Annotated in this window: 18 protein-coding genes and 3 pseudogenes; 15 read left to right on the plus strand and 6 right to left on the minus strand. The window is 35.5% G+C overall.

Annotated elements, in window-relative coordinates; translation table 11 throughout:
* Positions 1-10 precede the first annotated feature (10 nt).
* From AB1284_RS08105 to alr, 4 genes are all read left to right on the plus strand, one after another.
* On the plus strand, positions 11-442 hold the full coding sequence (locus tag AB1284_RS08105) for an NfeD family protein (protein WP_429750286.1): 432 nt from the start codon (positions 11-13) through the stop codon (positions 440-442).
* Positions 442-1,401 (plus strand): SPFH domain-containing protein, encoded by a 960-nt coding sequence (locus AB1284_RS08110; RefSeq protein ID WP_429750284.1) that lies wholly within the window; start codon positions 442-444, stop codon positions 1,399-1,401. Before AB1284_RS08105 ends, AB1284_RS08110 begins: the two co-directional genes overlap by 1 nt.
* A gap of 215 nt (positions 1,402-1,616) precedes the next feature.
* Complete coding sequence (gene spoIIP / locus AB1284_RS08115; RefSeq protein ID WP_429750282.1) at positions 1,617-2,762, plus strand: stage II sporulation protein P; 1,146 nt, start codon at positions 1,617-1,619, stop codon at positions 2,760-2,762.
* A gap of 412 nt (positions 2,763-3,174) precedes the next feature.
* Positions 3,175-4,350, plus strand: a complete 1,176-nt coding sequence (alr, locus tag AB1284_RS08120) for an alanine racemase (RefSeq protein WP_429750281.1) — start codon at positions 3,175-3,177, stop codon at positions 4,348-4,350.
* 565 nt (positions 4,351-4,915) lie between these two features.
* Here alr and AB1284_RS08125 read toward each other — a convergent pair.
* A pseudogene (locus tag AB1284_RS08125) lies at positions 4,916-5,785 on the minus strand (GerAB/ArcD/ProY family transporter); the annotation flags it as partial.
* 315 nt (positions 5,786-6,100) lie between these two features.
* On the opposite strand from AB1284_RS08125, the pseudogene AB1284_RS08130 reads away from it, so the two are divergent.
* Positions 6,101-6,295, plus strand: a pseudogene (locus AB1284_RS08130) (Rpn family recombination-promoting nuclease/putative transposase); the annotation flags it as partial.
* 515 nt (positions 6,296-6,810) lie between these two features.
* Here the strand turns inward: AB1284_RS08130 and AB1284_RS08135 are convergent.
* Positions 6,811-7,188 carry a helix-turn-helix domain-containing protein gene (locus AB1284_RS08135; RefSeq protein WP_429750279.1) on the minus strand — a complete coding sequence of 126 codons (378 nt, stop codon included), beginning with the start codon at positions 7,186-7,188 and terminating at the stop codon, positions 6,811-6,813.
* A gap of 182 nt (positions 7,189-7,370) precedes the next feature.
* On the opposite strand from AB1284_RS08135, the gene ansA reads away from it, so the two are divergent.
* The 10 genes and pseudogenes from ansA to AB1284_RS08185 all read left to right on the plus strand — a co-directional run bounded on the left by ansA (position 7,371) and on the right by AB1284_RS08185 (position 20,232).
* Positions 7,371-8,372, plus strand: a complete 1,002-nt coding sequence (ansA, locus tag AB1284_RS08140; protein WP_429750277.1) for an asparaginase — start codon at positions 7,371-7,373, stop codon at positions 8,370-8,372.
* A 54-nt stretch (positions 8,373-8,426) separates the two neighbouring features.
* Positions 8,427-9,857, plus strand: a complete 1,431-nt coding sequence (gene aspA / locus AB1284_RS08145; RefSeq protein ID WP_429750275.1) for an aspartate ammonia-lyase — start codon at positions 8,427-8,429, stop codon at positions 9,855-9,857.
* Positions 9,858-9,932: 75 nt separating this feature from the next.
* On the plus strand, positions 9,933-11,645 hold the full coding sequence (malS, locus tag AB1284_RS08150; protein WP_429750273.1) for an oxaloacetate-decarboxylating malate dehydrogenase: 1,713 nt from the start codon (positions 9,933-9,935) through the stop codon (positions 11,643-11,645).
* An 853-nt stretch (positions 11,646-12,498) separates the two neighbouring features.
* Positions 12,499-13,491, plus strand: a pseudogene (locus AB1284_RS08155) (serine hydrolase domain-containing protein).
* A gap of 810 nt (positions 13,492-14,301) precedes the next feature.
* On the plus strand, positions 14,302-14,781 hold the full coding sequence (locus tag AB1284_RS08160) for an HIT family protein (protein ID WP_429750271.1): 480 nt from the start codon (positions 14,302-14,304) through the stop codon (positions 14,779-14,781).
* Positions 14,782-15,302: 521 nt separating this feature from the next.
* The gene (locus tag AB1284_RS08165) at positions 15,303-16,619 is read left to right on the plus strand and encodes an NAD(P)/FAD-dependent oxidoreductase (protein ID WP_429750269.1); all 1,317 of its coding nucleotides are present in this window, start codon (positions 15,303-15,305) and stop codon (positions 16,617-16,619) included.
* Positions 16,620-16,632: 13 nt separating this feature from the next.
* Positions 16,633-18,105, plus strand: coding sequence for an aldehyde dehydrogenase family protein (locus AB1284_RS08170; RefSeq protein ID WP_429750268.1), 1,473 nt, complete (start codon positions 16,633-16,635; stop codon positions 18,103-18,105).
* 45 nt (positions 18,106-18,150) lie between these two features.
* On the plus strand, positions 18,151-19,557 hold the full coding sequence (locus tag AB1284_RS08175; RefSeq protein ID WP_429750266.1) for an MATE family efflux transporter: 1,407 nt from the start codon (positions 18,151-18,153) through the stop codon (positions 19,555-19,557).
* Positions 19,558-19,614: 57 nt separating this feature from the next.
* The gene (locus tag AB1284_RS08180) at positions 19,615-19,896 is read left to right on the plus strand and encodes a cupin domain-containing protein (protein ID WP_429750264.1); all 282 of its coding nucleotides are present in this window, start codon (positions 19,615-19,617) and stop codon (positions 19,894-19,896) included.
* A gap of 153 nt (positions 19,897-20,049) precedes the next feature.
* The gene (locus AB1284_RS08185) at positions 20,050-20,232 is read left to right on the plus strand and encodes a hypothetical protein (protein ID WP_429750262.1); all 183 of its coding nucleotides are present in this window, start codon (positions 20,050-20,052) and stop codon (positions 20,230-20,232) included.
* 11 nt (positions 20,233-20,243) lie between these two features.
* Here AB1284_RS08185 and AB1284_RS08190 read toward each other — a convergent pair whose 3' ends face one another.
* The 4 genes from AB1284_RS08190 to AB1284_RS08205 all read right to left on the minus strand — a co-directional run bounded on the left by AB1284_RS08190 (position 20,244) and on the right by AB1284_RS08205 (position 23,594).
* Positions 20,244-20,798 carry a TetR/AcrR family transcriptional regulator gene (locus tag AB1284_RS08190; RefSeq protein ID WP_429750260.1) on the minus strand — a complete coding sequence of 185 codons (555 nt, stop codon included), beginning with the start codon at positions 20,796-20,798 and terminating at the stop codon, positions 20,244-20,246.
* A 572-nt stretch (positions 20,799-21,370) separates the two neighbouring features.
* On the minus strand, positions 21,371-22,243 hold the full coding sequence (locus tag AB1284_RS08195) for a GNAT family N-acetyltransferase (RefSeq protein WP_429750258.1): 873 nt from the start codon (positions 22,241-22,243) through the stop codon (positions 21,371-21,373).
* 16 nt (positions 22,244-22,259) lie between these two features.
* Entirely contained in the window at positions 22,260-22,682 is a 423-nt protein-coding gene (locus AB1284_RS08200; RefSeq protein WP_429750256.1) for a GNAT family N-acetyltransferase, read from the minus strand.
* A gap of 36 nt (positions 22,683-22,718) precedes the next feature.
* Complete coding sequence (locus tag AB1284_RS08205) at positions 22,719-23,594, minus strand: phosphotransferase (RefSeq protein WP_429754320.1); 876 nt, start codon at positions 23,592-23,594, stop codon at positions 22,719-22,721.
* Between the last annotated feature and the right edge of the window lie 265 nt (positions 23,595-23,859).

Here is a 23,859-nt window from a genome sequence, read left to right on the forward strand (position 1 = left end):
AGGGTTGTACATGGCAGGATGGGTGATTTGGTTTGTCATTGCCGGGCTTTTATTTATCGCAGAGATGTTGACTGTTACGTTTTACTTATTGTGGATTGGAATAGGTGCAGTGGTCGGAGGTCTAATTGCACTATTTGTACCCAATTCTTTGCTTCTCCAAGTGGTTATAGCATCTATTGTCAGTCTTATTTTGACAATCTTTACAAAACGTATTTCCAAGAATTTTCGGGAGGCAAAAGGGTATACAGATGCAGTTGATCAACTTGTTGGTAAAAAAGGTATAATAGTGAAAACGATTACAAATGAAGCAAATGGCATTGTGAAAATAGATGGAGATATGTGGACTGCTGTTTCTGATGAACCAATTTTAGATGGAGAAAGCGTTATTGTTGTAAAAAGGAATAGTACAGTTGTACATGTGAAAAGGGAGTGTGAACTATAATGATTGGTTTAACATTATCGATTATTTTAGCATTAATTGTTATTGTATTTATTGTGTTAACAATTAAAATTATTCCGCAGCAAAAAGTAGGGGTTGTAGAGCGTCTAGGTAAATTTCAGCGCATTATGCATCCGGGTTTAAATATGATTATCCCAGTTATTGATCGCGTACGTATTTATCATGATTTGCGTATTCAACAAACGAATGTACCACCGCAAAAAGTAATTACAAAAGATAATGTACAAGTTGAGATTGATACGATTATTTTCTTCCAAATTGTTGATCCAGAGCTTGCGACATATGGAATTTCAAATTATGAATTTGGGGTTCGTAATATTACATCTGCAACAATGCGACAAATCATTGGGAAAATGGAGCTTGATGAAACGTTATCTGGTCGTGAGAAAATTTCAACAGAAATTCGTTTAGCGCTTGATGAAGCAACAGAAAAATGGGGCGTTCGTATTGAACGCGTTGAGGTTGTTGATATTAATCCTCCAAAAGACATACAAGCAGCGATGGAAAAACAAATGAAAGCAGAACGTAATAAACGTGCAATTATCCTAGAAGCAGAAGCAGCAAAACAAGATAAAGTACTTCGTGCGGAAGGGGAAAAACAAAGTAAAATTTTAATGGCTGAAGGTGACAAAGAAGCGCGCATTCGGGAGGCAGAAGGTTTGCGACAAGCGAAAGAATTAGAAGCACAAGGGGAAGCAAAAGCAATTGAAGAAATTGCGAAAGCTGAACAAAATCGTATTCAAATGCTGCGCCAAGCAGGACTTGATGAGCGTATTCTTGCGTACAAGTCGTTTGAATCTCTAACTGAGATTGCAAAAGGGCCAGCAAACAAGGTGTTCCTTCCATCAAATGCCGTTGAAACATTAGGAAGCTTAGGAGCAATTGGAGAGCTGTTTAAAGAGAAAAAGCAGCCTTCTATAGATACGACAACAGAACAATAGAAACGAAGAAGAGAAATGCTTGCCATTTCTCTTCTTTTTTTGGAGTGGATGTTTGTAATTCTTTATTTCTGAATAAGATGAAGCTGAAAATACATATACGAATTAGATAGTATGTGCATATATTTAATCTTCAAAACGTGCAGGACATAATAGTGTAAATCAGAATGTATATCGCATAAAGCTTGTACATACCCATGTATAGAAAGGGTGGTACGATGAAAAAGTATTTTGTACATTCTCAGGCACATAGTAAGAAGATAATAATTTTATTGTGTTCTTATGCATTTTTCATTTTAGTGGCTGCATCGTTAGTTACAACGATGTTACATACAATGAAATCATATTATGTGAATCAATGGTTTGGAAAAATTTCCTTACAAGGATTTATGCAAATGATTGAAATGGAAAATCATTATTTTTCTTTTGAATATTTTCAAACAAAGAAACGAGAATCAGTAGGAGCGTTATTGTTTTCATTAACAACAGATATGCGTTTGCAAGATATTCGAACTTTTATGGGAAAAGAAATACCAGGAATGGCAAACTATTATTCTGACATTCTTGTAGCTGGAGAAGGAACAGATTATACAAATATACCAAATGAATCAAGTGTACCGATAGAAGAAATTACGAAAGAGCGTGAAGTGGCTAAAGAAAAAGTTAAGGAAGCAGAAAAGAATAATCCTATTCAAAAGAAAGGAAATGCTATAGAGGGAAAAAATGCAGTATTTATTTATCATACGCATAGTTGGGAATCGTTTTTACCGTTATTACCTGGAGCAAAAATTCCAGATGAAGCATCGAGTCCGGATGTAAATGTTTCACTCCTTGGTACGAGATTAAAACAGCAATTAGAAGGACAAGGAATTCAAGCTTTACATGATAAGACAAACATGGGAGATTTATTAGCGCAGAAAAAGATGAAATGGTATCAGGCTTATAAAGCATCGCATGGATATGTAAAAGAAGCGCTAGCTCAAAATAAGCAAATCGTATTTCCCATTGATATTCACCGAGATGATCAGCGTAAGAATGTTACAACAAAAGTGATTAATGGAAAGTCATACGCAAGACTTTATTTCATTATTGGGATGGAAAATGAAGGGCGAGAAGAAAATATGAGAATTGCAAACGCAATTAACTCATATTTAGATAACCATTATTATGGACTCAGCCGAGGCATTTTTAAAAAAGACAAAAATAAGGGGGATGGTACATATAATCAAGATTTATCCCCAAACGCTCTACTTGTAGAGGTTGGTGGTGTTGATAATACATTAGAAGAATTGTATAACTCTATTGATGTACTAGCAGAAGCGTTTAGCAAGTATTATTGGGATGTAGAGAAAGTAAACTATTAATGAAAAATAAGAGAAATAGAAAGGGACGGAAAACCGTTCCTTTTCTATTGGGCAATTCAATGATGCCCCGTTTAAAATAGGAAGATCGGCATAACAAATAAGAGATAAGTGTGTATAAATTTCAAAGAGGGATCGCTTGTTTGTGATAGGGCGATGTTGTAATTCATCGGAAGTAACGTGTTCTAACATCTGTATTGTAGAATCGATTCCGAATGTTAATTGGTGCAGTGTGGCTTGAACAAACATTGAATTTCTCCTCACATCCGTTTATAATATTATCTTAAGAGTATTATATCATACTAAAAATTTCGAAAATTCGTGTAGTTTGACGAAAAAAATGAAAAGTATTATATTGTTAAATGTCCTATTGAATGATAAATAGAATGGAATTATTGAGTTAGGAGTTAGAATAATGATTTCAAGATACGGAAGAAATACAATTATTGAAATTAATTTAGATGCTGTAAAACATAATGTAAGAGAATTTAAAAAACGTGTAAGCGATGAAAACATTGCAATGATGGCAGCAGTAAAAGCGAATGGATATGGTCATGGGGCTATTGAAATTGCAAAAGCAGCGATTAAAGCTGGAATAAGTCATCTTGCTGTTGCTTTTATAGATGAAGGAATTGAACTGCGTGAAGCAGGAATTACTGTACCAATTTTAATTTTAGGCTATACGCCAGAAGAAGCTGTAGAAGATGCAATTGAATACGATATTATGATGACAGTATATCGGACTGAGGATTTAAGAAATATTGACCGCATAGCGGAACGTCTGCAAAAGAAAGCACGTATTCAAATTAAAATTGATACAGGTATGAGTAGAATTGGCTTACAAGAAGAAGAAGTGACACCGTTTCTTCAAGAATTGAAAGAAATGAAACATGTAGAAGTAGAAGGAATGTTTACACATTACTCAACTGCTGATGAAGTAGATAAAGCATATACTTTTATGCAAAAAGGTTTATTTGAGAAGGCTGTAAATACTGCGAAAGATATGGGGATTCATTTGCCGCTCATTCATAGCTCCAATAGTGCAGGAACAATGGAGCTAGATAACGAATTTCAAAACATGGTTCGAGTTGGAATAGGGGTATATGGAATGTATCCATCAAAAGAAGTGGACCATAAAACAGTTTCACTTCAACCAGCTTTAACATTAAAGTCAAAAGTAGCTCATGTGAAACATGCGAAAAAGGGGCGTGGTGTAAGTTATGGTAATACTTACGTTGCGACAGGTGATGAATGGATTGCTACAATTCCAATTGGATATGCAGATGGATTTAGCCGTCAATTATCAAATAAAGGATATGCGCTAGTTAATGGTGTAAAAGTACCTATTATTGGGCGGGTTTGTATGGATCAACTCATGCTTGATGTGACGAAAGCTATGCCTTTACATGTTGGAGCTGAGGTTGTCTTTTATGGTCAGCAAGGTAATGAAGAGATTACAGTAGAAGAGATTGCTGATACGTTAGGGACAATTAACTATGAGATAACGTGTATGTTAGACCGAAGAATTCCACGTGTATACAAAGAAGATGGTAAAATCGTTGAAGTTATAAATCCATTAAGAAGAAAGTAAAAAGGAAGAATTACTCTGTTAAATAAAAAAGTACATCACTTAAAGAAAGTGGTGTACTTTTTTATTGGATTTTCGCCTTGTAAGGACCTTAACTTATTAAAGTTTGTTATTTAATGTAAGTTCCAAGCATGATTAGAAGTGTATACATATTGAATATCTTTGTTGAGAAATAAATTAATTACTTAACAATAAAAGGAAAATGATTGTAACAAGCGAATGAGATTTAAGAAATTGGAAGAAAAAATAAATTCTAAAAAATAAGATATTAATTTATTAATCTGTAATGTAAGTATAGAACAAGTAAAAATATAAATGCATGCATGCTAATTTTGGGATTAATATAAAAATGAAATATTTATTGCTTAATTTAAAAAGAGCTTGAATTAAAGCTCTTTTTTTATTTGTTATAAGAGAGGTATATAGGGGTACAGCCGCATGCCCATCAAGCTAAGACTGCATTAGAAAATTTTCAGGGGAGTTTTTTACTTTTTATAGGGGATCAGTGTAGATTATTTAAAAATTCGCATACGTAATAAGCCCTAACGGGTTTTGTCTTTTTTCAATTAAGCTGCTTGCTCTTTTTTAATTTTAAGACAAGTAGAAGTAACAGCGGTTGTAAACCAAATATAAATGGATGAATGTTCTTTTGAAAAAGTTGCGCCAGTCCCAAAGAAGCAGCATAATAACCAATGCTAAAGCAAGTAAACATTTTCATAATCCATATTGCGAGCAAAAAAGACTCAAATCGTTCAAATAACAAACCAGGTATTTCAAAACTTCGCATGAGGTCAACCGTCGGCCATGTTCTTGTTATCACTCCATCGATGGAAAACACACCGATGACTATTATAACAGTTATCAAGTAAACGATCAGTGAGATAGAAATTCCAACTAGAACAGCTTTTACTGCTTTATTTGGCTGTTTCATAAACGCCATTATAATCAACATGCTTTCAAAACCTGTATATGAGAGAGCGGTTGTTTTGATTCCTTTTAGTACTGGTATGATTCCCAATCCCAGTACCGGGCGCAGATTATTTATCTCAAATATTTTAAAACTTATAAAGGTAACCAACAAAAAAAATCCAATCGCAATGGGATTTATGCCGCCCATGATTAGATAGAGACTCACCCACATAAATGACATCACGATGGCCCAAGGCGGGGTACCTTCCAACAAAAAGAAACTTGTTATTTCTGCTAATGCACGAGTATGAAACCCACACATCATTACAAAATAACATACAAGGAGTAAACTTAGTAACCCGCCCATCCATTTCCCTACAATTTCTTGGCTATATTGATAAAAGGTTTTTCCTGAAAACTGTTGACCTAATTTAACTACAATAACGCCTATCATCATCGCGACTAGCCCACCTAAAATTACAGTTAACCAGATATCTGGTGTTTTCACTTTCTCTGCAGCTGCTCGTGGGTCACTTCCTTATCCATAATTCAGGATTGCTATTTTTAGAAGGTTCATTATTTCTCATTATTCCATGCTTTTTCTTATAAACCGTACAATTTTATATTTCCAAAAAAGAACAAAAATTATGCATATTGTATTCATGTGAAATTTACATAACAGCTCATTATCGATAGCAAGAAACAAGGCGGCGCCTTTCGACCTCACAATAGTTCCTTATGTCTCCCTATTTTTTGCATAAAAGTTGCTGTTTTTTTATTTTCAATTTCATTCATCTAATTCCAAAGCTAATGATAGAGTGCTTGCTCCAGTCCACAAAATCATTTCCATTTATTTTCTTATTACGACTCATTTGACGCAGTCGAGAAATTATGAAATATTAAAACACAACAAGTATTAAGCGACGATATTGAAAATCATTTTGTGGAGATTCCAAAATTAGTGAAACAAAGGCGTGAAGAAAAGGTGAACCCATGGGAAAATACATTTGTTCGTTGGATGTTATTGTTACCAGTCCATTATGAAACGGAAGAATAATGTGGGCATAGGATATGTTGATGTGAATTTATAACATAATTAAATAAGGGTTTATTTATTCGGGAAATAAAAAGAAACTTGTTGTATTAGGCAAAGAAATGAGTTTATAATTTCACCTGTAATTAAATGTAATTGAGTAAATAAGTTTTGAAGCAGATAGTGAATTTGGAGGATATTTGGCTCAGAGAAATCAGCACGTGAAGATTATTCTGTAAGTGGAGAAATTATGAGACGCCTATTTCAAATGAGGAAGGAATAATTATTAGGACAGCATAGTTTACACTAAGATAAAAAAGAAAAGTATCTTTTTAGAAATGGATACTTTTCTTTTTTTACGTAAAATAACAAAAAAGTAAACTATAAATATAAAGTTAATAAAATAAATTTTGATTAATACTATTCCCACACTAATCGCATACATGTCGTTTACAAATAAATTGTATAAGTACTTCAAAGTTTAAAGAGTACAATGTCGTTCTTTCTTATTCTTTATTCAATCAATTTTCAAATGTTGATAAAATATTTTCTAGTCTTTTGGAACTTAGTTCGCGTTTACTTCTCATAAAAGCAATAAAGTCAATTATTTCTTCAGTTGATAGTACTTCTCCGTCTATTGCAAGTGTTTGATCTGGATCTTTCAGTAGTTTTGTAATATCAATTACATCTTTGTTTTGATATAAATTTTCAGTTCGGCCTATTATATAATCTACGGATGTATTAAATAAATCTGCTATTTTGGATAAAGATTGTAATGAAGGCAATCTATAACCATTTTCATACCCAGCATAGGTGCTTTTTGCAATCCCAAGTCGATCTGCTGTATCTTGTAAGGACCATTTTCGATTTTTTCTTAATTCAGATAAACGTTCCAGCATTCGTCTCATACCCCATCTATTTTTATTAAATCAATTATAACATAAGAAAATAATCAAAAACAGAAAAAGTACGCGTATTGAATACGAAACCTTGATTATTTCAAATTAAGTTCTATAATGATAATTATAAATACGCATTTCGCGAACGATGTATAGTTGTTTATTTTATGGAGGTGTTTTGTATGAAGAGAATTTTATTACTTGCAACTGGTGGAACAATTGCATCTGTGGAGGGAAATGAAGGGCTTGTTCCAGGATTATCAGCTGAGGAATTGTTGAATTATTTTTCAAAGTCATCCCAAAACTTAGAAATAGATTGCAAAATCTTAATGAATATTGATAGTACCAATATGCAGCCTGAGCATTGGATAGAAATGGCTAATGCTGTTTTTAATCATTATGATGATTACGACGGGTTTGTGATTACACATGGGACAGATACGTTAGCCTATACATCTTCTGCGCTTTCTTATATGCTTCAAGGTTTAAGAAAACCAGTTGTTTTAACAGGCTCACAAGTACCTATCAGTTTTAAAAAGACAGACGCAAAGAAAAATGTAGCTGATGCCCTTAGATTTTCCTGTGAGGATGTTGGCGGTGTGTTTATTGTTTTTGATAGTCGGGTCATTATTGGGACAAGGGCCGTTAAAATGCGAACAAAAAGTTATGATGCGTTTGAAAGTGTGAATTATCCATATGTTGCTGAAGTAAATGAAAATGAAGTGAAATATCATTGGAAGCCAACTTCTATTCATAATGAACTCTCAGTAAATACTAATTTATGTACAGATGTTTTTCTTATGAAATTGTATCCAGGTACAAAACCGGAGATATTTGATTGTCTAAAAGATTTGTATAAAGGAATCATTATTGAAAGCTTTGGTAACGGTGGATTACCTTTTGAAGGAAGGAACTTGCTTTCGAAAATTCAAGAACTGTCTGAAATGGGGATTGCTGTAGTAATTACTACTCAATGCTTGGAAGAAGGAGAAGATATACTTCTCTATGAAGTAGGAAGGAAAGTGGCGCAGCATCAAGTAATATTATCAGGAGATATGAATACCGAAGCCATCATAGCAAAAGTGATGTGGACGCTTGGAAAAACTAATAAATTAGAAGAAATTAAAGAGATTATTGAAACACCTTTAGCATATGATTTAACACTTAAATCTGACGATAATTGATAATGGATTCATCTGTTTTTTTCGGCTGTACATTTAATATAGGGAGAAATTATTATGTCAACTACAAATAAGAACATGCGAGTTGAGAAGGATTTTTTGGGATCAAAGGAAGCACCTACCAAGTCATATTATGGAATTCAAACTTTACGTGCTGTTGAAAATTTTCCAATCACAGGTTACAAAATTCATGAAGGCTTAATTAAAGCGTTTGCAATTGTAAAGAAAGCCGCAGCTATTGCAAATACAGATGTAGGAAGATTGGAATTGAATAAGGGAAAAGCAATTGCAGAAGCTGCTCAAGAAATTCTAGATGGAAAATGGCACGATCATTTCATCGTCGATCCAATTCAGGGCGGTGCAGGTACTTCAATGAACATGAACGCAAATGAAGTCATTGCCAATCGTGCCCTTGAATTATTGGGAATGGAAAAGGGAGACTATCATTATATTAGTCCAAATAGCCATGTGAATATGGCACAATCAACAAACGATGCATTCCCAACAGCGATTCATATCGCAACATTAAATGCGTTAGAAGGCCTATTACAAACGATGGGTTATATGCATGATGTATTTGAATTAAAAGCAGAACAGTTCGATCATGTTATTAAAATGGGACGTACACATTTACAAGATGCTGTGCCGATTCGTCTTGGACAAGAGTTTAAAGCGTATTCTCGTGTACTTGAACGTGATATGAAACGTATTAAGCAATCACGTCAACATTTATATGAAGTAAATATGGGAGCAACTGCAGTTGGTACAGGGTTAAATGCAGATCCGGAATATATTGAAGCAGTTGTAAAACATCTTGCTACGATTAGTGAATTACCGCTTGTTGGTGCGGAAGATTTAGTAGATGCAACGCAAAATACTGATGCGTACACTGAAGTATCTGCAGCATTAAAAGTATGTATGATGAACATGTCTAAAATTGCGAATGACCTTCGCTTAATGGCATCAGGTCCACGCGTTGGCTTAGCGGAAATTATGCTACCAGCTCGTCAACCAGGTTCTTCTATTATGCCAGGGAAAGTAAACCCTGTTATGCCAGAAGTTATTAACCAAATTGCGTTCCAAGTAATTGGTAACGATCATACAATTTGCCTTGCTTCAGAAGCAGGACAATTAGAATTAAACGTTATGGAACCAGTACTTGTTTTCAACTTACTTCAATCTATTAGCATTATGAATAATGGTTTCCGTGCCTTTACAGATAATTGCTTAATAGGAATTGAAGCGAATGAAAATCGTTTAAAAGAATACGTTGAGAAGAGTGTAGGAATTATTACAGCCGTGAACCCTCATGTCGGTTATGAAGCAGCAGCTCGTGTTGCGAAAGAAGCAATTGCAACAGGTCAATCCGTTCGAGAACTTTGTGTGAAAAATGGTGTATTGTCACAAGAAGACTTAGAGTTAATTCTAGATCCATTTGAAATGACACACCCAGGGATTGCAGGAGCAACTCTTTTAAAGAAAAATTAAAAAAAGAGAGGGGACAAGCCCATCTTCTTTGTTTACAATATAGAAATGCCATATATAAATAGAGGTAGGGATGTTATGAGTAAGTTTGCAGTAAGTTCTAATGGTTCATTAGAAACGACATTAAGAGGAGTAGAAGTATTATCAACACCACTTTTAAATAAAGGGGTAGCTTTCACGCAAGAGGAAAGAGAAGAGTTAGGTTTAAAAGGGTTATTACCGCCAGCGGTTTTAACGTTAGAAGAACAAGCACGCCGAGCATATGAACAATTTAGTTCTCAGCCAGATGATTTATTAAAGAATGTATACTTAACTGCGTTACATGATCGAAATGAAGTATTATTTTATCGTATATTAACAGATCATTTACGTGAAATGTTACCAATTGTATATACACCAACTGTTGGTGTAGCAATTCAAAGATATAGTCATGAATACCGTAAACCGCGTGGGGTTTATTTATCAATTAACGATCCATCAGGTATTGAAGATGCATTTGCAAATATCGGTGCAACAGCTGAAAATATTGATTTAGTCGTTGTAACAGATGGAGAAGGTATATTAGGAATTGGTGATTGGGGTGTTGGTGGAATTAACATTGCGATCGGGAAATTAGCTGTATATACGGCCGCAGTTGGAATCGATCCTAGCCGTGTATTACCGGTAATTTTAGATGTAGGTACAAATCGTGAGGAATTATTAAACAATCCATTTTATATTGGAAATCGTCACACTCGTATAACAGGTGAAGCTTACGATGAATTTATTGATACATTTGTACAAGCGGTAAATAAACAATTCCCGAAAGCACTTTTACATTGGGAAGACTTCAGTTCTCGAAATGCACGAAAAATTTTAGATAAATATCGTCATGACGTTTGTACATTTAATGATGATATTCAAGGTACAGGGGCAGTTTCACTTGCTGCCGTATTATCGGCAGTAAAAGCTTCGGGTGTACCGTTAAGTGAGCATCGTGTCGTTGTGTTTGGTGCTGGTACGGCTGGAATCGGTATCGCAGATCAAGTAAGAGATGCAATGGTTCGTGTAGGCTTATCAGACGAAGAATCTCATAATCGTTTTTGGTGTATCGACCGTAACGGATTAGTTACAGATAATATGGAAGATCTTCTTGATTTCCAAATTCCATATGCAAGAAAAGAAGTTGAAGTAAGTGAGTGGAAACAAAATGATGTGATCGGACTTGCTGAAGTTGTGAAACATGTAAAACCGACAATTTTAATTGGTACATCTACTGTTGCGGGCGCATTTAAAGAGGAAATTATTAAAGAAATGGCTTCTCACGTAGAAAGACCAATCATTTTACCGATGTCGAATCCAACGCCGCTTGCGGAAGCGAAACCAGCAGATTTAATCGAGTGGACAGAAGGAAGAGCGTTAGTTGCAACAGGAAGTCCGTTTGAACCGGTTACATATAACGGTGTAACATATGTGATTGGACAGTCAAATAACGCACTTATTTTCCCGGGACTAGGTCTTGGAACAATTGTTGTACGTGCAAGCGTCATGACGGACGGAATGTTTGCAGCAGCAGCTGAAGCAGTTGCAAGTATGGTGGATACAAGTAAGCCAGGAGCACCTATTTTGCCAGAAGTTGAAGAGTTACGTAATATCTCGGAAATGGTTGCAATTGAAGTAGCGAAAGTTGCAGTTGCAGAAGGTGTTGCTAGAGAGAACTTAAGTGATAACGATATCAAGATTGCAGTGAAAGAAGTAATGTGGAAGCCTGAGTATCGTCGAATAAAAGCAATAGAAAAGGTTAGAATATAGAAATAAAGCCCGTTTATAATAATAGGCGATACCGCCCCATGCCTATCAAGTTAAGCTTATATAAGTTTAACTTGATGGGCTTTTTTTCTCTAAAAATCTATTGTTGGTTCTTTGGCTCTGGTGTGAAAAAACAAAGCCTCCTGCAAGTAATCTTCTAAACTTGTGCATACTAATACTAGCACTATAAAAAAGAATGTGATCAGTGTGACAATATTTATTTAAATGGGAATATTAGGGGTTTGTGTACATGCCCATCAATTTAAGGAATTAAAAAAGGAAGATCTTCTAAATTGAAGAGTCTTCCTTTTTCTACGTGCAGATAATGTCCGCTAATGCTTTTTCCCGAAATGATATGGTGACCCCATGCCCATGAACTTAAGAAAACAGTTACACCAAAAGACAAAAAATCTCTCAGACAAGCCATCTTTTAAAAATACAGTAATGATAAGGTTTTGTAGTTCTTAGCGTACAATTTTCCCAGAGTGATATAGTGCCCCCTTATAGAAGGTGACAATTTTGTAAGAATACAAGCTTAATTTGTAAGACAAATACATGTCCCCTTCAACCATATTCTTCTAAAATAACATATGAACTAGTACACAAACACTACAGTTCAATTAAATAATGTATAAGGAGGAATTAAAGTGCATGAAGATATTATTACGTGTTACAACTGCTATAACCGTAATGCTGTCAATAGTACCTTAGACTATTGACAATGTATACGCACAGCCTATTCCAAAGATTGGAGAAGTAGCAACCGTAAACGAAAAGCTTACATAAAAAGCATAAACTTAGTCAAGGGGAAGTGGTAATGAAACCATCAGTAAGGCTTTATATGTTAATGATTGCTATGATTCTGGCAGTTAGTGGCTTCACACTTAAAATAGCTAACGCCGAATCAAGTGAAAAAATTCAAAAGATCGAAAAGTTTGTTGAAGAGCAAAGAAGCATTAGTAAAATTCCAGGGATATCGGTAGTTATTGTAGAAAAGGGGAAAATGGTTTATCAAAAAGGCTTCGGGTACGCTAATATTAAGGCGAAAACACCCGTGATTTCTAATACATTATTTGAAATCGGATCTACAACGAAAGCATTTACAAGTCTAGCCATTTTGCAATTGGAAAAGGAAGGGCTGTTAAAACGATCAGATGATGTCCGGAAGTATATCCCATGGTTAGAGTTAAAATATAATGGAGAGTCGCAGACGATTACTTTGAATCAGTTGCTTCATCATACTAGTGGGATAGCTTCTAATTCGATAACACAAATTCTTGAAAGTAATGCAGATAATGCCCTTGAGTTGACCGTAAGAAAATTACTGAATCAGCAATTAAATCGAAAGCCAGGTAGCTCTTGGGAATATGCGACAATCAATTATGATGTATTGGGACTCGTTATCGAGAGCGTAACGAAGCAGCCCTATGATGTATATATGAAGAAGTAGATATTAGAGCCGATCGGTATGAGAGAATCGTTCGTTGGGATGCATCAAGTTCAGTCCACTGAGATGGCTTCTGGTTATAAAATAGGATTTATGCAAGAGCAGCCTTACAAGCCGCCCATTTATCGGGGGAACATACCAGCTGGATATCTTATCAGCAATACGAATGACATAGCGAAATGGATGAAACTACAATTAGGAAATGATCCGAACAATGTAATCGACAAGCAACTTATTCAAGAATCACATATCCCTGATCAATCAGTGCAGCCTTTAGATAAGGACACTTACTATGCCAGCGGATGGGTAGTTATGAAAAAAACGAAAAACAATATATTTTACATGCCGGAGAGAACCCAACATTTACTTCATATTTCATTATGCAGCCCGATGAACAAATAGGTGTAGCAATTCTGTCCAATATGAACTCAAGCTTTACGACTGCCATAGGTCAAGGTGTGATGGATCTATGGGAAGGAAGCAACGTTACTAATAATCATTCCGATAACTATCAAAAGTTGGATAGAGTCATGACGACTCTGTGTATTGTAGTTGGCTGTTTTTGTTTATTTTTAATCCTACTATCGCTAAGAATAATGAAGCAACTTGTTAGAAAACAGCGAATTAGGACAGCATTAAACATAAAAAGGATTTTGCTATTATTCATTCATACGTTGATTGTAGCTACGCTCTTGACACTTACGATCATATTTCCGAAAATTTTGGGATTGTCTTGGGCATTTATCAGAGTATGGGCCCCAACGCCGATTCCAGTGTTTATTTATGGTGTTATAGTGGTAAGTATAATTTATTATTTGTTTGGATTATTGCTTGTTTTCACCAAGAAAATAAAATTGAATTAAAGGCGAAATAGATTTAGCCTAAACAACTTCAGCAATAATGAAGTAATGAAAAAAACAATTTCTCAATGTGTTGCTTTTAAATAAAGTCACGGTGTTTATAAAAAAGACGCGATGTTTTGAATAAAGTCACGACGTTTATAAAAAAGTTGCGATGTTTTGCCCCTTTGGATCTGTTTATCTAAAGGGGTGTTTTTATAGTGAAGAGTGAAAAGAAGATCTGAACTGAAAGGCGGGTTAAGGAACTGTTGAGTAGCAATAAAGTTACTCCACTAAAGGGCCAGATTGTTGAAGATAAAGAAAAAATAAGTATAGAAATAGTTATTTAACTAATTTTAGGGAGAGTTAAATAATGAAAATAAACTTAAATGAAGAGTGGAAAAGAGATAGAATTTCATCTACACAGTGTGGAGAAAACCCAATGGTTATAGCAGAAATGAGAAGTGGTTTTGCTGCTATGGGAGATACTCAGTTTTTACCTAGTTATTGTGTGCTTTTACCATCTAAACCATTTGCTTCACTAGAAGAACTTGATTTTAAACAACGAAGGGAATATCTGTTAGATATGAGTTTGATTGGGGAAGCCATTTTAAAGGTTTGTAGTCCTAGGAGTGTAAATTATTCAATTTACGGGAATACAGATGCTTATTTACATGCTCATGTATTTCCTCGATATAATTGGGAACCTAAAGAACGAATTCCTTATCCTGTTTGGCAATACTTTGCTGAAAAATGGCGCAATGCTGCATACCATTACTCTAGTGAAAAGCACAGTGAATTAAAAGAAAAATTAAGCAATAAAATTTATGAGTTAATGAAAGAGGCATATTAAAATTTTATGTTTCGTTATTTTACAAACGGGCGCGATTGTGGAACAACATAGGTAGAAATAATTAAACTTTTTTATAAAAACCAAACTTAAATCTGTTGGAGAAGAATCCATTTTGATCAATCTTTTTCAAAATGGATTCTTTTTATTTATCGTAAAACTTGGGATTGTGAGGTATTTTTGATCAAATTGTATTTCAAAGCTAAACTATATGAAACTGTCAAAGAAAGAGCTTGTACTGCGATTACTCTTAGCAGAGAAATATATTGCAAAAAACAATCTTTTCCATACTGACCATGTCTTTTTTTTAGAGTCATAGTATCAGTATGGAAAAGTATAGATTACTTGAACCATACTTAAAAAAGTTGTTGAATAATTATTTATTTTCAGTATAATTAACAAGTAACTATAATAACATTTTTAGTTACAAGAGTTATGGCGCTTAATTTCTAATAGAAGATTCCCCATAAATCAAGTAGTAGAAAAATTTTTGTATACCTTTGCATTCGGTATCCCTCACTAAAATGTTTCTTTCAAATAAACAGGAAGAAGGAAGTGATAAAATGAATCAAATGAATACACTCTCTCTATGGAAAGCGACTGCAAATAGCTATGAGAAAGGAACAACTCTAGAGGGAAATGAAGAGGCTGATGTTGTCATTATTGGAGCTGGTTTCACAGGTCTTTCCTCTGCTTATCATTTGCAAAAGTTAGGAAAGAATGTCATTGTCTTAGAGCAAGAAACGATTGGATACGGCGCCAGCGGTCGTAACGGTGGGATGGTATTGCCAGGCTATAAGCCAACGATGCAGCAGCTTGCCAAAAAATATGGTCCCGACGAGGCTAGACAGCTAAACGATCTCTCCTTGTTTGGCATTGAACTGGTAAAAAAAATTATTGACGAACATCAAATCAACTGTGACTTTAGAAAGACGGGTCACATTGTAGCGGCTTACAAAGCCAAGCATTTTGAAGAATTGAAACTTGAAAGCGCATACTTAAACAAAAATTTCGGGTACGAATCAAGAGTGCTTGATCGAAGTCAATTGCATCAAGAGATCGATTCCCCAGTTTATCATGGTTGCTTAGTTGACGACGCGAGTTACTCGTTCCAGCCACTAAATTATGCAATTGGTTTGGGAGAAGCAGCTAAATCGATCGGTGCAAGAATCTTTGAGCATTCTAAAGTATTATCCATCGAGTACGGTCAACATAGTGTGAAAGTTGAAACAGAAAAAGGTTCTGTTATTGCGAAAGACATTATTGTGGCGACAGATGGTTACTCTGGAAAAATCATAAATGAATTGAACAAAGGGGTACTGCCAATTTCGGCACGTATTATTGCAACTGAACCGCTTCCGGAGTCATTGTTGAATATTGTCATTCCTAAAGATCGCATGGTTTTTGATACAAGTAGTTTTCTTTACTATTTCCGTCGTACACCAGATAATCGAATCGTATTTGGCGGTGGCGATATTCGTCCAAACTTAGATGATGGCGTGTATCAAAAAGTTTACGATGCCATGGTAAACTTGATGCCGAAACTGGCAGGAAGCAAAATTGAATACCGTTGGGGTGGATTTATCGGGGTTACAATTGATACATTCCCGGTTATTGGCAGATCTAAAGAAGGCGCATATTTCGCAACAGGTTATACGGGCCACGGCGCTTCTCTCTCCACATTATTCGGTAAGTTATTGGCACAATGGATCGTTACTGGGAGTGCAGGTGGATATCGATTCGAAAAGGAACGCCTGAAATCATTCCCGTTCCATAATCAGAAAACTATGCTTGTAAATATAGCGCATATTGGTTTCAAAATGCTGGATATTTTCGCGTAAAGGAGAGGTAATTGTGAAAATTAATATGTTCATTGATGGGAAATGGGTAGAGGCGTTATCCGGTGCTAGAAGAAATGTTATGAATCCTGCGACTGGAGAGGTGATCGCATCGTCTGCTGATGGATCAGAAGATGATGCAAAGTTGGCAATCAAGGCGGCTCGTAAAGCATTTGACAGTGAGGATTGGCCAAATTTATCGGCTGATGAAAGAGCTGAATATCTCTATAAGATTGCAGACCGTCTTGAAGAGAAGGCGGCTGAAATTGCACGTTTGGAAACTGCAAATAACGGTAAGGTGATTCGTGCAACAACTTATGTGGATATTCCGGTGTCGATTGAATGCTTCCGCTATTATGCTGACTTGATCAAAGGTATGAAAAAAGAATCTTACACGCGTGCTGATTCTTCGGAAACAATTATTATTCATGAACCGATTGGTGTTTGTGGGCTTATTGTACCTTGGAACTTCCCGCTTATGTTAGCTGTTTGGCAAATTGCTCCTGCACTCGCTGCTGGAAATACAATTGTAATTAAGCCTGCGGAGGTCACTCCTGTAAGCGTATTCAAATTATTTGAAATTATTGAGGAAGTCGGGCTTCCGGCCGGAGTGGCAAACTTGGTATTGGGACCTGGATCAAAAGTTGGAAATGAGCTTGCCGAGAGCCATGATGTTGATAAGATTGCCTTTACTGGCGGAACAAAAACGGGCCAAAGCATTATGCGCGCAGCTGCGGGAAATATGAAAAAAATTACACTTGAACTAGGGGGGAAATCTCCACTTATTGTGTTCGACGATGTGGATTTTGAAACTGCAGTCGAGAATGCGATGTTCGGTATTTTCCACAATGCTGGGCAAGTTTGTTCAGCTGCATCCCGTCTGCTTGTACAAGAGACAATTTACGATAAGTTTGTTGAAAGACTGGCCGAGCGTGCCAGCAAAATTGTCGTTGGCAACGGAGAAAGCGAGAGCATTGAAATGGGAGCCCTCACAAACGAGGCTCATATGAATGACGTTTTAGATTACATCAAGAGTGGAATCGAAGAAGGTGCAAAATTAGTCTGTGGTGGTAAGCGCTTAACAGAAAATGGGCTTGATCGAGGTTTTTTTATTGCACCAACGATCTTTGCTGATGTAAATACGAATATGCGTATTGTTAAAGAAGAGATTTTTGGTCCAGTCCTTGTTGTACAGAAATTTAAAGATGAGGAAGATGCAATTCAAAAAGCGAATGATTCCATTTATGGATTAGCTGGTGCTGTATTTACTGAAGACATGGATCGAGCAAAACGTGTTATTAGTAAATTGCGCGCAGGAATTACTTGGATTAATAGTTATCACCTCGCTTATGTTGAAGGGCCTTGGGGGGGATATAAGCAAAGTGGAATCGGCAGAGCTTTAGGTACTGCTGGGCTGGAGCACTTTATGGAAATGAAGCAAATCAATATTCACCAGCATGCTAATCCTGTAGGTTGGTATGCAAATTAATTTGGATTAACTTGCTGTATAAACTATTTTTAGGAGGGCATGAGTATGGAAATAGCAGGAAACCGTCCCTCACCGAAGAAAGAAACAGCAGAAATTATGAATAAGTCAGTAACTGATTCAGCACTGGGAACCAAAAGTATTCCATTGCTATATTTACGGTTTGCTTTGGCAGGAATTATGGCGAATGCAATTCTTGGAGTGGTAGCGGTTGTCGATGGCTATTTCGTCAGCGGCTTTCAGGAGCTGGAAATCGAAGGGATCGGAATTGGATTTACGGTCACGGTTATTACCCGTATGCTAGGCGTTCTTTTTGGCATTGGAGCTGGAGCGGTCATTTCACTTCGACTTGGAAAAGGGAAAATCGAAGAAGCTAGGAGTATTATGGGACAAACTTTATGGTTTACTTTTTTCTTCTCCATTTTGCTAGCGGTACTTGGATTGGTCTTTGAAAATCAAATCATGATCTTATTCGGAGCAAGTCAGGATTCACTTCCAAATGCGGTGAAATATAGCCGACTATTGTGGATTTCATTGCCAATAACGATATTGGCGGTTGTATTAAGTATTTTAACCAATATCGATGAAAAACCTGTATTATCAATGAACAGTTGGTTAGTTGCGGCGGTTGTTGCCGGAATTACAGAATGGATTATGGTAGTGAAATATGACATGGGGATGATGGGCTCTTCGTGGGCGAATACAATTGCACAATCGGTCCCTGTTTTACTCATCTTTTATTTTTGGTTCGGTAAAACAAAACTTAAGCCAAAAGTGAAAGATATGATGATTAATCTCAAGACAATTGGTGAGGTGGTTTGGACGGGCTTTGCATCTTTTTCGAGTCAGCTCATGATGTTTTTTTCTATTATTTTCTTTAATAACTTACTGCAAAACTATGGTGGTGGGCTGCACGTTGCCGCTTTTACTGTTCAAAACGGTTACATTACAAATCTGCTCGCCTTAGTAGCGCTCGGTGGGATGACAGGACTTCAACCGATTATTAGTTATAATTACGGTGCGGGCAATCTTGACCGTGTTAAACAAGCAATTAAAATTGCGCTCATTTTTACGGTCGCCCTCTTTTTGCTTGTGACAGCTTTATTAATCGCTTTTGCAGATCCAATTATGTCATTTTTCTCTGGAGGTAATCCGGATTTACAGAAGTTAGGAATCTGGACGACGATTGTATTTAATTGCATGTTTACATTAAATGCCATTAGCTTGCTTATCGCCGGTTATTTTGAATCACAAGAGAAAAACTGGTCCGCAACGTTTATTAATGTGAGCAAAATGTTGTTTTTTTCATTCCCGTTTATGTTTATTTTCCCAAAATACTGGGGAGTTGATGGTATTTGGTATTCCGCTCCAGCTGCCGAAATTCCAGGTGTTTTGATTGCGATTTATTTCCTTCAAAAAGAGTTGAAACGTTTAAAGAAAACAAAAGTAACGTAAGCATACTGATATCAATTAATCTTTCAAAATTATTTACAAGAAAGAGGGACGAAGATAATGTTTTTTGCAAAAAAACTTACAGCTGAAGAAGCACAAAGGTTAAGTGTGAACACTTGGGAGCCATGGATAGGCGAACCTAATAAAGGAACTTGGCACGTAGAAGAGCAGGAAGTTTTTTATGTGACAGACGGTGAGGTGTTTATTACTGTTGATGGTGAGAAGTATCATATTACAAAGGGCTGGGTTGTTTCTTTGGCTAAAGATCTTGTTTGTGAATGGGATTGCCCAGAATTTTTGAAAAAGAATTATAAAATGAACCATGAGATCAATTTGAAATAATGTGAAATTAGGAGTGCATCTGATTATCACAGCCGTATACTTTGCCTGGTTTATGATAAACAGCGCCGTATCTAATCTTGCATCATATGCGATTGTAGCTTACTTTACGCGGATAAAATTCAGAATATTATAAAAATTATAAGGTGTTTTCTAATGAATATAAATCAAAAGCCGACATTGTTATCCCGAGTAATGCTGTTTTTTACAGGCATTGCATATAAGCTCATCCCAGCTTATATCGCTATTACAAGAAAAAGAATGGTAAGCGAGACACAAGAAGGCCACTTTATAAAGAAAAAACGAAAAAAGAACAAACGTTCTTTTTTCGTTTTTTAATTAGTCCACTATTATGATTTATTTTTGACTAAGCCGAACAATAATACGTCTACGATAGATGAGAGGGCTTCTGGTAAGGTAATATTATTTTCCATATAAAAATTTCGATCAAAGACAGAATTTGTAGCATCTATGATCAGCTTCACAGCGAGTGTTGGATTGATGTCAATGAGTTCACCCTGCTGTATACCTTCTTCGAGTAACAAGCGCAGGGCTTCCCACTCGCTCAAAGCGTCATTCACTTTTGTCCATTGCTCCGGGTAATAGCGCTTCATTTGTTCCAACACTTTGAAGTCGTAAAACTCAAAATTGGGCAACACAGTACAAATTTGTCTGATTTTTTCAATGAGGCTTAAAGATGTATTATTCATAATTTGTTCTGTTTTTTCATCGAATTCCGATAACGATTGATCAATGATTAATTCTAAAATTTCAACTTTCGAAGAAAAATGTTGATAAAGGTATCGTTTGTTTACACCAATGCGTTTCGCTAAATCATCCATTGTGAACTTCATGCCTTTATCATGAATTTCTTCAATAAAAGCTTTTATAATGCGTTCTCTCATTCCCGGTACTCCTTAAATTAGAAATTTGCTGAAAAGGTTATCTAAACTAAGTTACTCAACTTTCGTACCTTGAAAATTATTTTTAGCCCTTGTCTGTGTCGGTGCCATATTCTCTGTTGGGACATTTCCCTTATTGACACATAACACCTTTCTTTTTAGCAGGGGGGAAGGAAACAAACTCCCAATTAAAAACGGAAAGGTACATATCTTCCATGATACAGCACAATTCCCTGTCCGAAAAGGCACTAAACCTGACTATTTCAAGTATTTTCAATCTATAACACAGCCTATATGCTCTGCATTTTTAAAGAGTTTCATTGTATTATATTTTTCACAACTTTATTATTCGCGAACATCAATAAAAATGTTGTAGGAAATGAAAATATTTGTGGTACAAAAAAAGGATAGAATATACAGAATTTTCCTTCTTGTATCTATCCTCTTTTTTCTTTATATAATGTGTAACATTATTATATATTTATGGTGAAACAAAGATAGATTCAAATTTTTTGAATCTAAATAAAAGTTATGCATTCTTCTTTTTTATGTAACTGAAAATGGTTACTTCTGAACTATTTGTTAATCAAATCATAGTAATGATAGCTTGCAGTAATTTCAAAACCACAGTGCTTATAGAGTTGCAAAGCATTCTCATTTTTTGTTTCTACCTCTAGTGTAATGTTTCTTTTTCCTTCTTCTAATAATCGCTGTACAGTAGTTTGTAACATGTTTGTTCCAATTCCTCTACCTTGATAAGAAGGATCTACAGCAAAGCCGGAGATAGATGTGACCTCTTCTTCATGAGAAATGGTTATCGTTCCTACTACCTCCTGATTGAAAAGAGCCATATAAAGTTGACGGTTAGGTGCTGATATTGTCTTATGTAACCATGTTATATTATCTTGCAAGGAATCGTTAAAAGCTTTACTTGCAATTTTAGCAATATTCGGCAATTCCTCAGTAGTAGCTGGTACAAGGTGAATTGTATTTTTTTTATTTATAAAAGAAGTTGAATTTCTTTTGAATTGCATAGAGTATTCACTAAACAAAATTTGTAATCCAAAAGATTTAGCAAAGGCGTTTCCACTTGTAGAAACGGCATTTACTATGAATAATAGGTCATTGATGTTGCGATTTTTTATTTCGTCAAAAGCTGCATTTAGAAGGTTACTACATACTTTTTGCCTTCGAAATGAAGGATGGACCATTCCTATTAATTCAAGTTTAGTAGGTCTTTCAAATTCATACATACTTATAAAACCAACTAATTTGTCGTCTTGGTAATAAAGAAAATCATTCACCTGATCTTTATTTCTTGTTTGGAGTACATCTACATATAAAGAGGGCTTATACTCCAGCCCATCGTTACGTTCACAGTATGTTGCTAAATCGATGATTTGTTGTATGTCTTCTGAGGTTAATATACTCTTTTTTTTAATCGTCAAAGAATCACTCTCCATTTCATACTATTAATCTTTTCTGTAAGTAATAGTGTGTATGCCCTTTCGGGAAATCTTCTATAACACCATATACTTCATAGCCATGTTTTTTGTAAAATGCCGGTGCTTGAAAGCTAAATGTATCAAGTTTAATAAGATTACAATGGTTTTCTTTCGCTATTTGTTCGGCTTCTAATAGGAGTTTACTGCCATAGCCTTTATGGCGCAGACTATCACTGACCCATAAAATATTGACGTGTAAGCATTCCCAAAATATGCCCCCTGTTAAGCCAGCTACTATTTCTTCATTATCATTTTTTAGTGTTAAACAGACATCTTTAACAAGTGATTTCTCACTACCTGAAACTTGTGAATGATTGAATGCGATTAATTGTTTTCTAATATAATCGCTGTCTTCTTGACTCCATTTGTTTTGAATTTGCATATTGTATTCTCCTCCTTATATTGTGTTATTTAATAATTAAAAGAAAGATGGGTGTTCCATCCACTCGTCTAAGTCCACATTTCCTTGAACAGAAAGTAAACGATATAAATATCGATATGGTTCTCTGCATTGTGTCAGGCTTGGAAGAGAGGAGATAGTCTCATAGCCTTTTCGAAATGCTGCGGCTTCTGTTTTTGTAAATAAATATTCTAATCCAATCCAATCAAATTCTCGCGGTCCAATAGCGTAAGCTTCTGTATCTACAAGTCCGGTAACTTTTTGCCCATCTGTTAAAAATTGTGTTGGATCCATATCGATAAGAATGAATGATGCTTCTTCTGGGGTAGGAAGAGACGCAGTTTGAGAAATGAATTTTTTTAACCTGTTACGAATTTTTTGATTATGTGAGTGAAATCGCTCTATAAGTTCTGTGCCAGTTTGTATCATATATTGATGAAAGCTACGTAATGGAATTTGATGTGTTCTAGATGGATTACCGACATAGTTTGTTTTGTATTGATGAATTTCAGCTAATTCTTTTCCAAAGTTATATAGTAAAGAGTCAGGCTGATTGAAGAAGGATTGCAGCATTTGTCCTTCTAGTTTTTCAACGACAATGTACTCACGATCTAGTACATACTTGCGTAACACTTTAGGAATAGGAAGAGCTGTATATTGCCCGAGTGTATGATTGACAATTTCTAGATTATGAACAGATCGTGGGTCAATTCCGAATAATTGTTTACATCCCCACCAAAAATCATTATTTGGTTCTTTTTCTAATTTAGAAGAACGAACGATGACTTCTTCATCTTTTGTTTTTACAAGCCATACATCGCTTGCATGGTCTTCGTAGCCAGGATGTAATTCTTCTATATATAAAATAGGGGAAGAAAACATCGTTTGTAGCATCATATCGTATATAGACTCCTTTTTCGAAAAATTCATTCAAATTTATTATATAATATTTTTAGGGAAAATAGGGATATTTTAGGTGAATGAGTGATGGGTCAGAATCAAAAAGGTGTTGTAAACAGATGGAATATATCGTTTACAGCACTTTTTTTGATTTTTTATTAACGTTTCAAGATTTGTATTGAAAATTGTAAACCCTAGAAGTATCATATACATATTCAAACATTTGAAGATGTATATGATACTTCTAGGGTATGTAAAA

Origin of the sequence: Bacillus sp. S2(2024), from assembly GCF_050474045.1 — a bacterium.
In the GTDB taxonomy this organism is placed as follows: Bacteria; Bacillota; Bacilli; order Bacillales; family Bacillaceae_G; genus Bacillus_A; species Bacillus_A yunxiaonensis.

Coding starts and splice junctions, on each gene's coding strand:
- AB1284_RS08180 (WP_429750264.1), top strand. CDS start 19,615: ATGTTTTTTGCAAAAAAACTTACAGCTGAAGAAGCACAAAGGTTAAGT.
- spoIIP (WP_429750282.1), top strand. CDS start 1,617: ATGAAAAAGTATTTTGTACATTCTCAGGCACATAGTAAGAAGATAATA.
- AB1284_RS08165 (WP_429750269.1), top strand. CDS start 15,303: ATGTTTCTTTCAAATAAACAGGAAGAAGGAAGTGATAAAATGAATCAA.
- ansA (WP_429750277.1), top strand. CDS start 7,371: ATGAAGAGAATTTTATTACTTGCAACTGGTGGAACAATTGCATCTGTG.
- AB1284_RS08205 (WP_429754320.1), bottom strand. CDS start 23,594: ATGCTACAAACGATGTTTTCTTCCCCTATTTTATATATAGAAGAATTA.
- AB1284_RS08105 (WP_429750286.1), top strand. CDS start 11: ATGGCAGGATGGGTGATTTGGTTTGTCATTGCCGGGCTTTTATTTATC.
- AB1284_RS08185 (WP_429750262.1), top strand. CDS start 20,050: ATGAATATAAATCAAAAGCCGACATTGTTATCCCGAGTAATGCTGTTT.
- AB1284_RS08200 (WP_429750256.1), bottom strand. CDS start 22,682: ATGCAAATTCAAAACAAATGGAGTCAAGAAGACAGCGATTATATTAGA.
- aspA (WP_429750275.1), top strand. CDS start 8,427: ATGTCAACTACAAATAAGAACATGCGAGTTGAGAAGGATTTTTTGGGA.
- AB1284_RS08175 (WP_429750266.1), top strand. CDS start 18,151: ATGGAAATAGCAGGAAACCGTCCCTCACCGAAGAAAGAAACAGCAGAA.
- AB1284_RS08110 (WP_429750284.1), top strand. CDS start 442: ATGATTGGTTTAACATTATCGATTATTTTAGCATTAATTGTTATTGTA.
- AB1284_RS08160 (WP_429750271.1), top strand. CDS start 14,302: ATGAAAATAAACTTAAATGAAGAGTGGAAAAGAGATAGAATTTCATCT.
- AB1284_RS08190 (WP_429750260.1), bottom strand. CDS start 20,798: ATGAGAGAACGCATTATAAAAGCTTTTATTGAAGAAATTCATGATAAA.
- malS (WP_429750273.1), top strand. CDS start 9,933: ATGAGTAAGTTTGCAGTAAGTTCTAATGGTTCATTAGAAACGACATTA.
- AB1284_RS08135 (WP_429750279.1), bottom strand. CDS start 7,188: ATGCTGGAACGTTTATCTGAATTAAGAAAAAATCGAAAATGGTCCTTA.
- alr (WP_429750281.1), top strand. CDS start 3,175: ATGATTTCAAGATACGGAAGAAATACAATTATTGAAATTAATTTAGAT.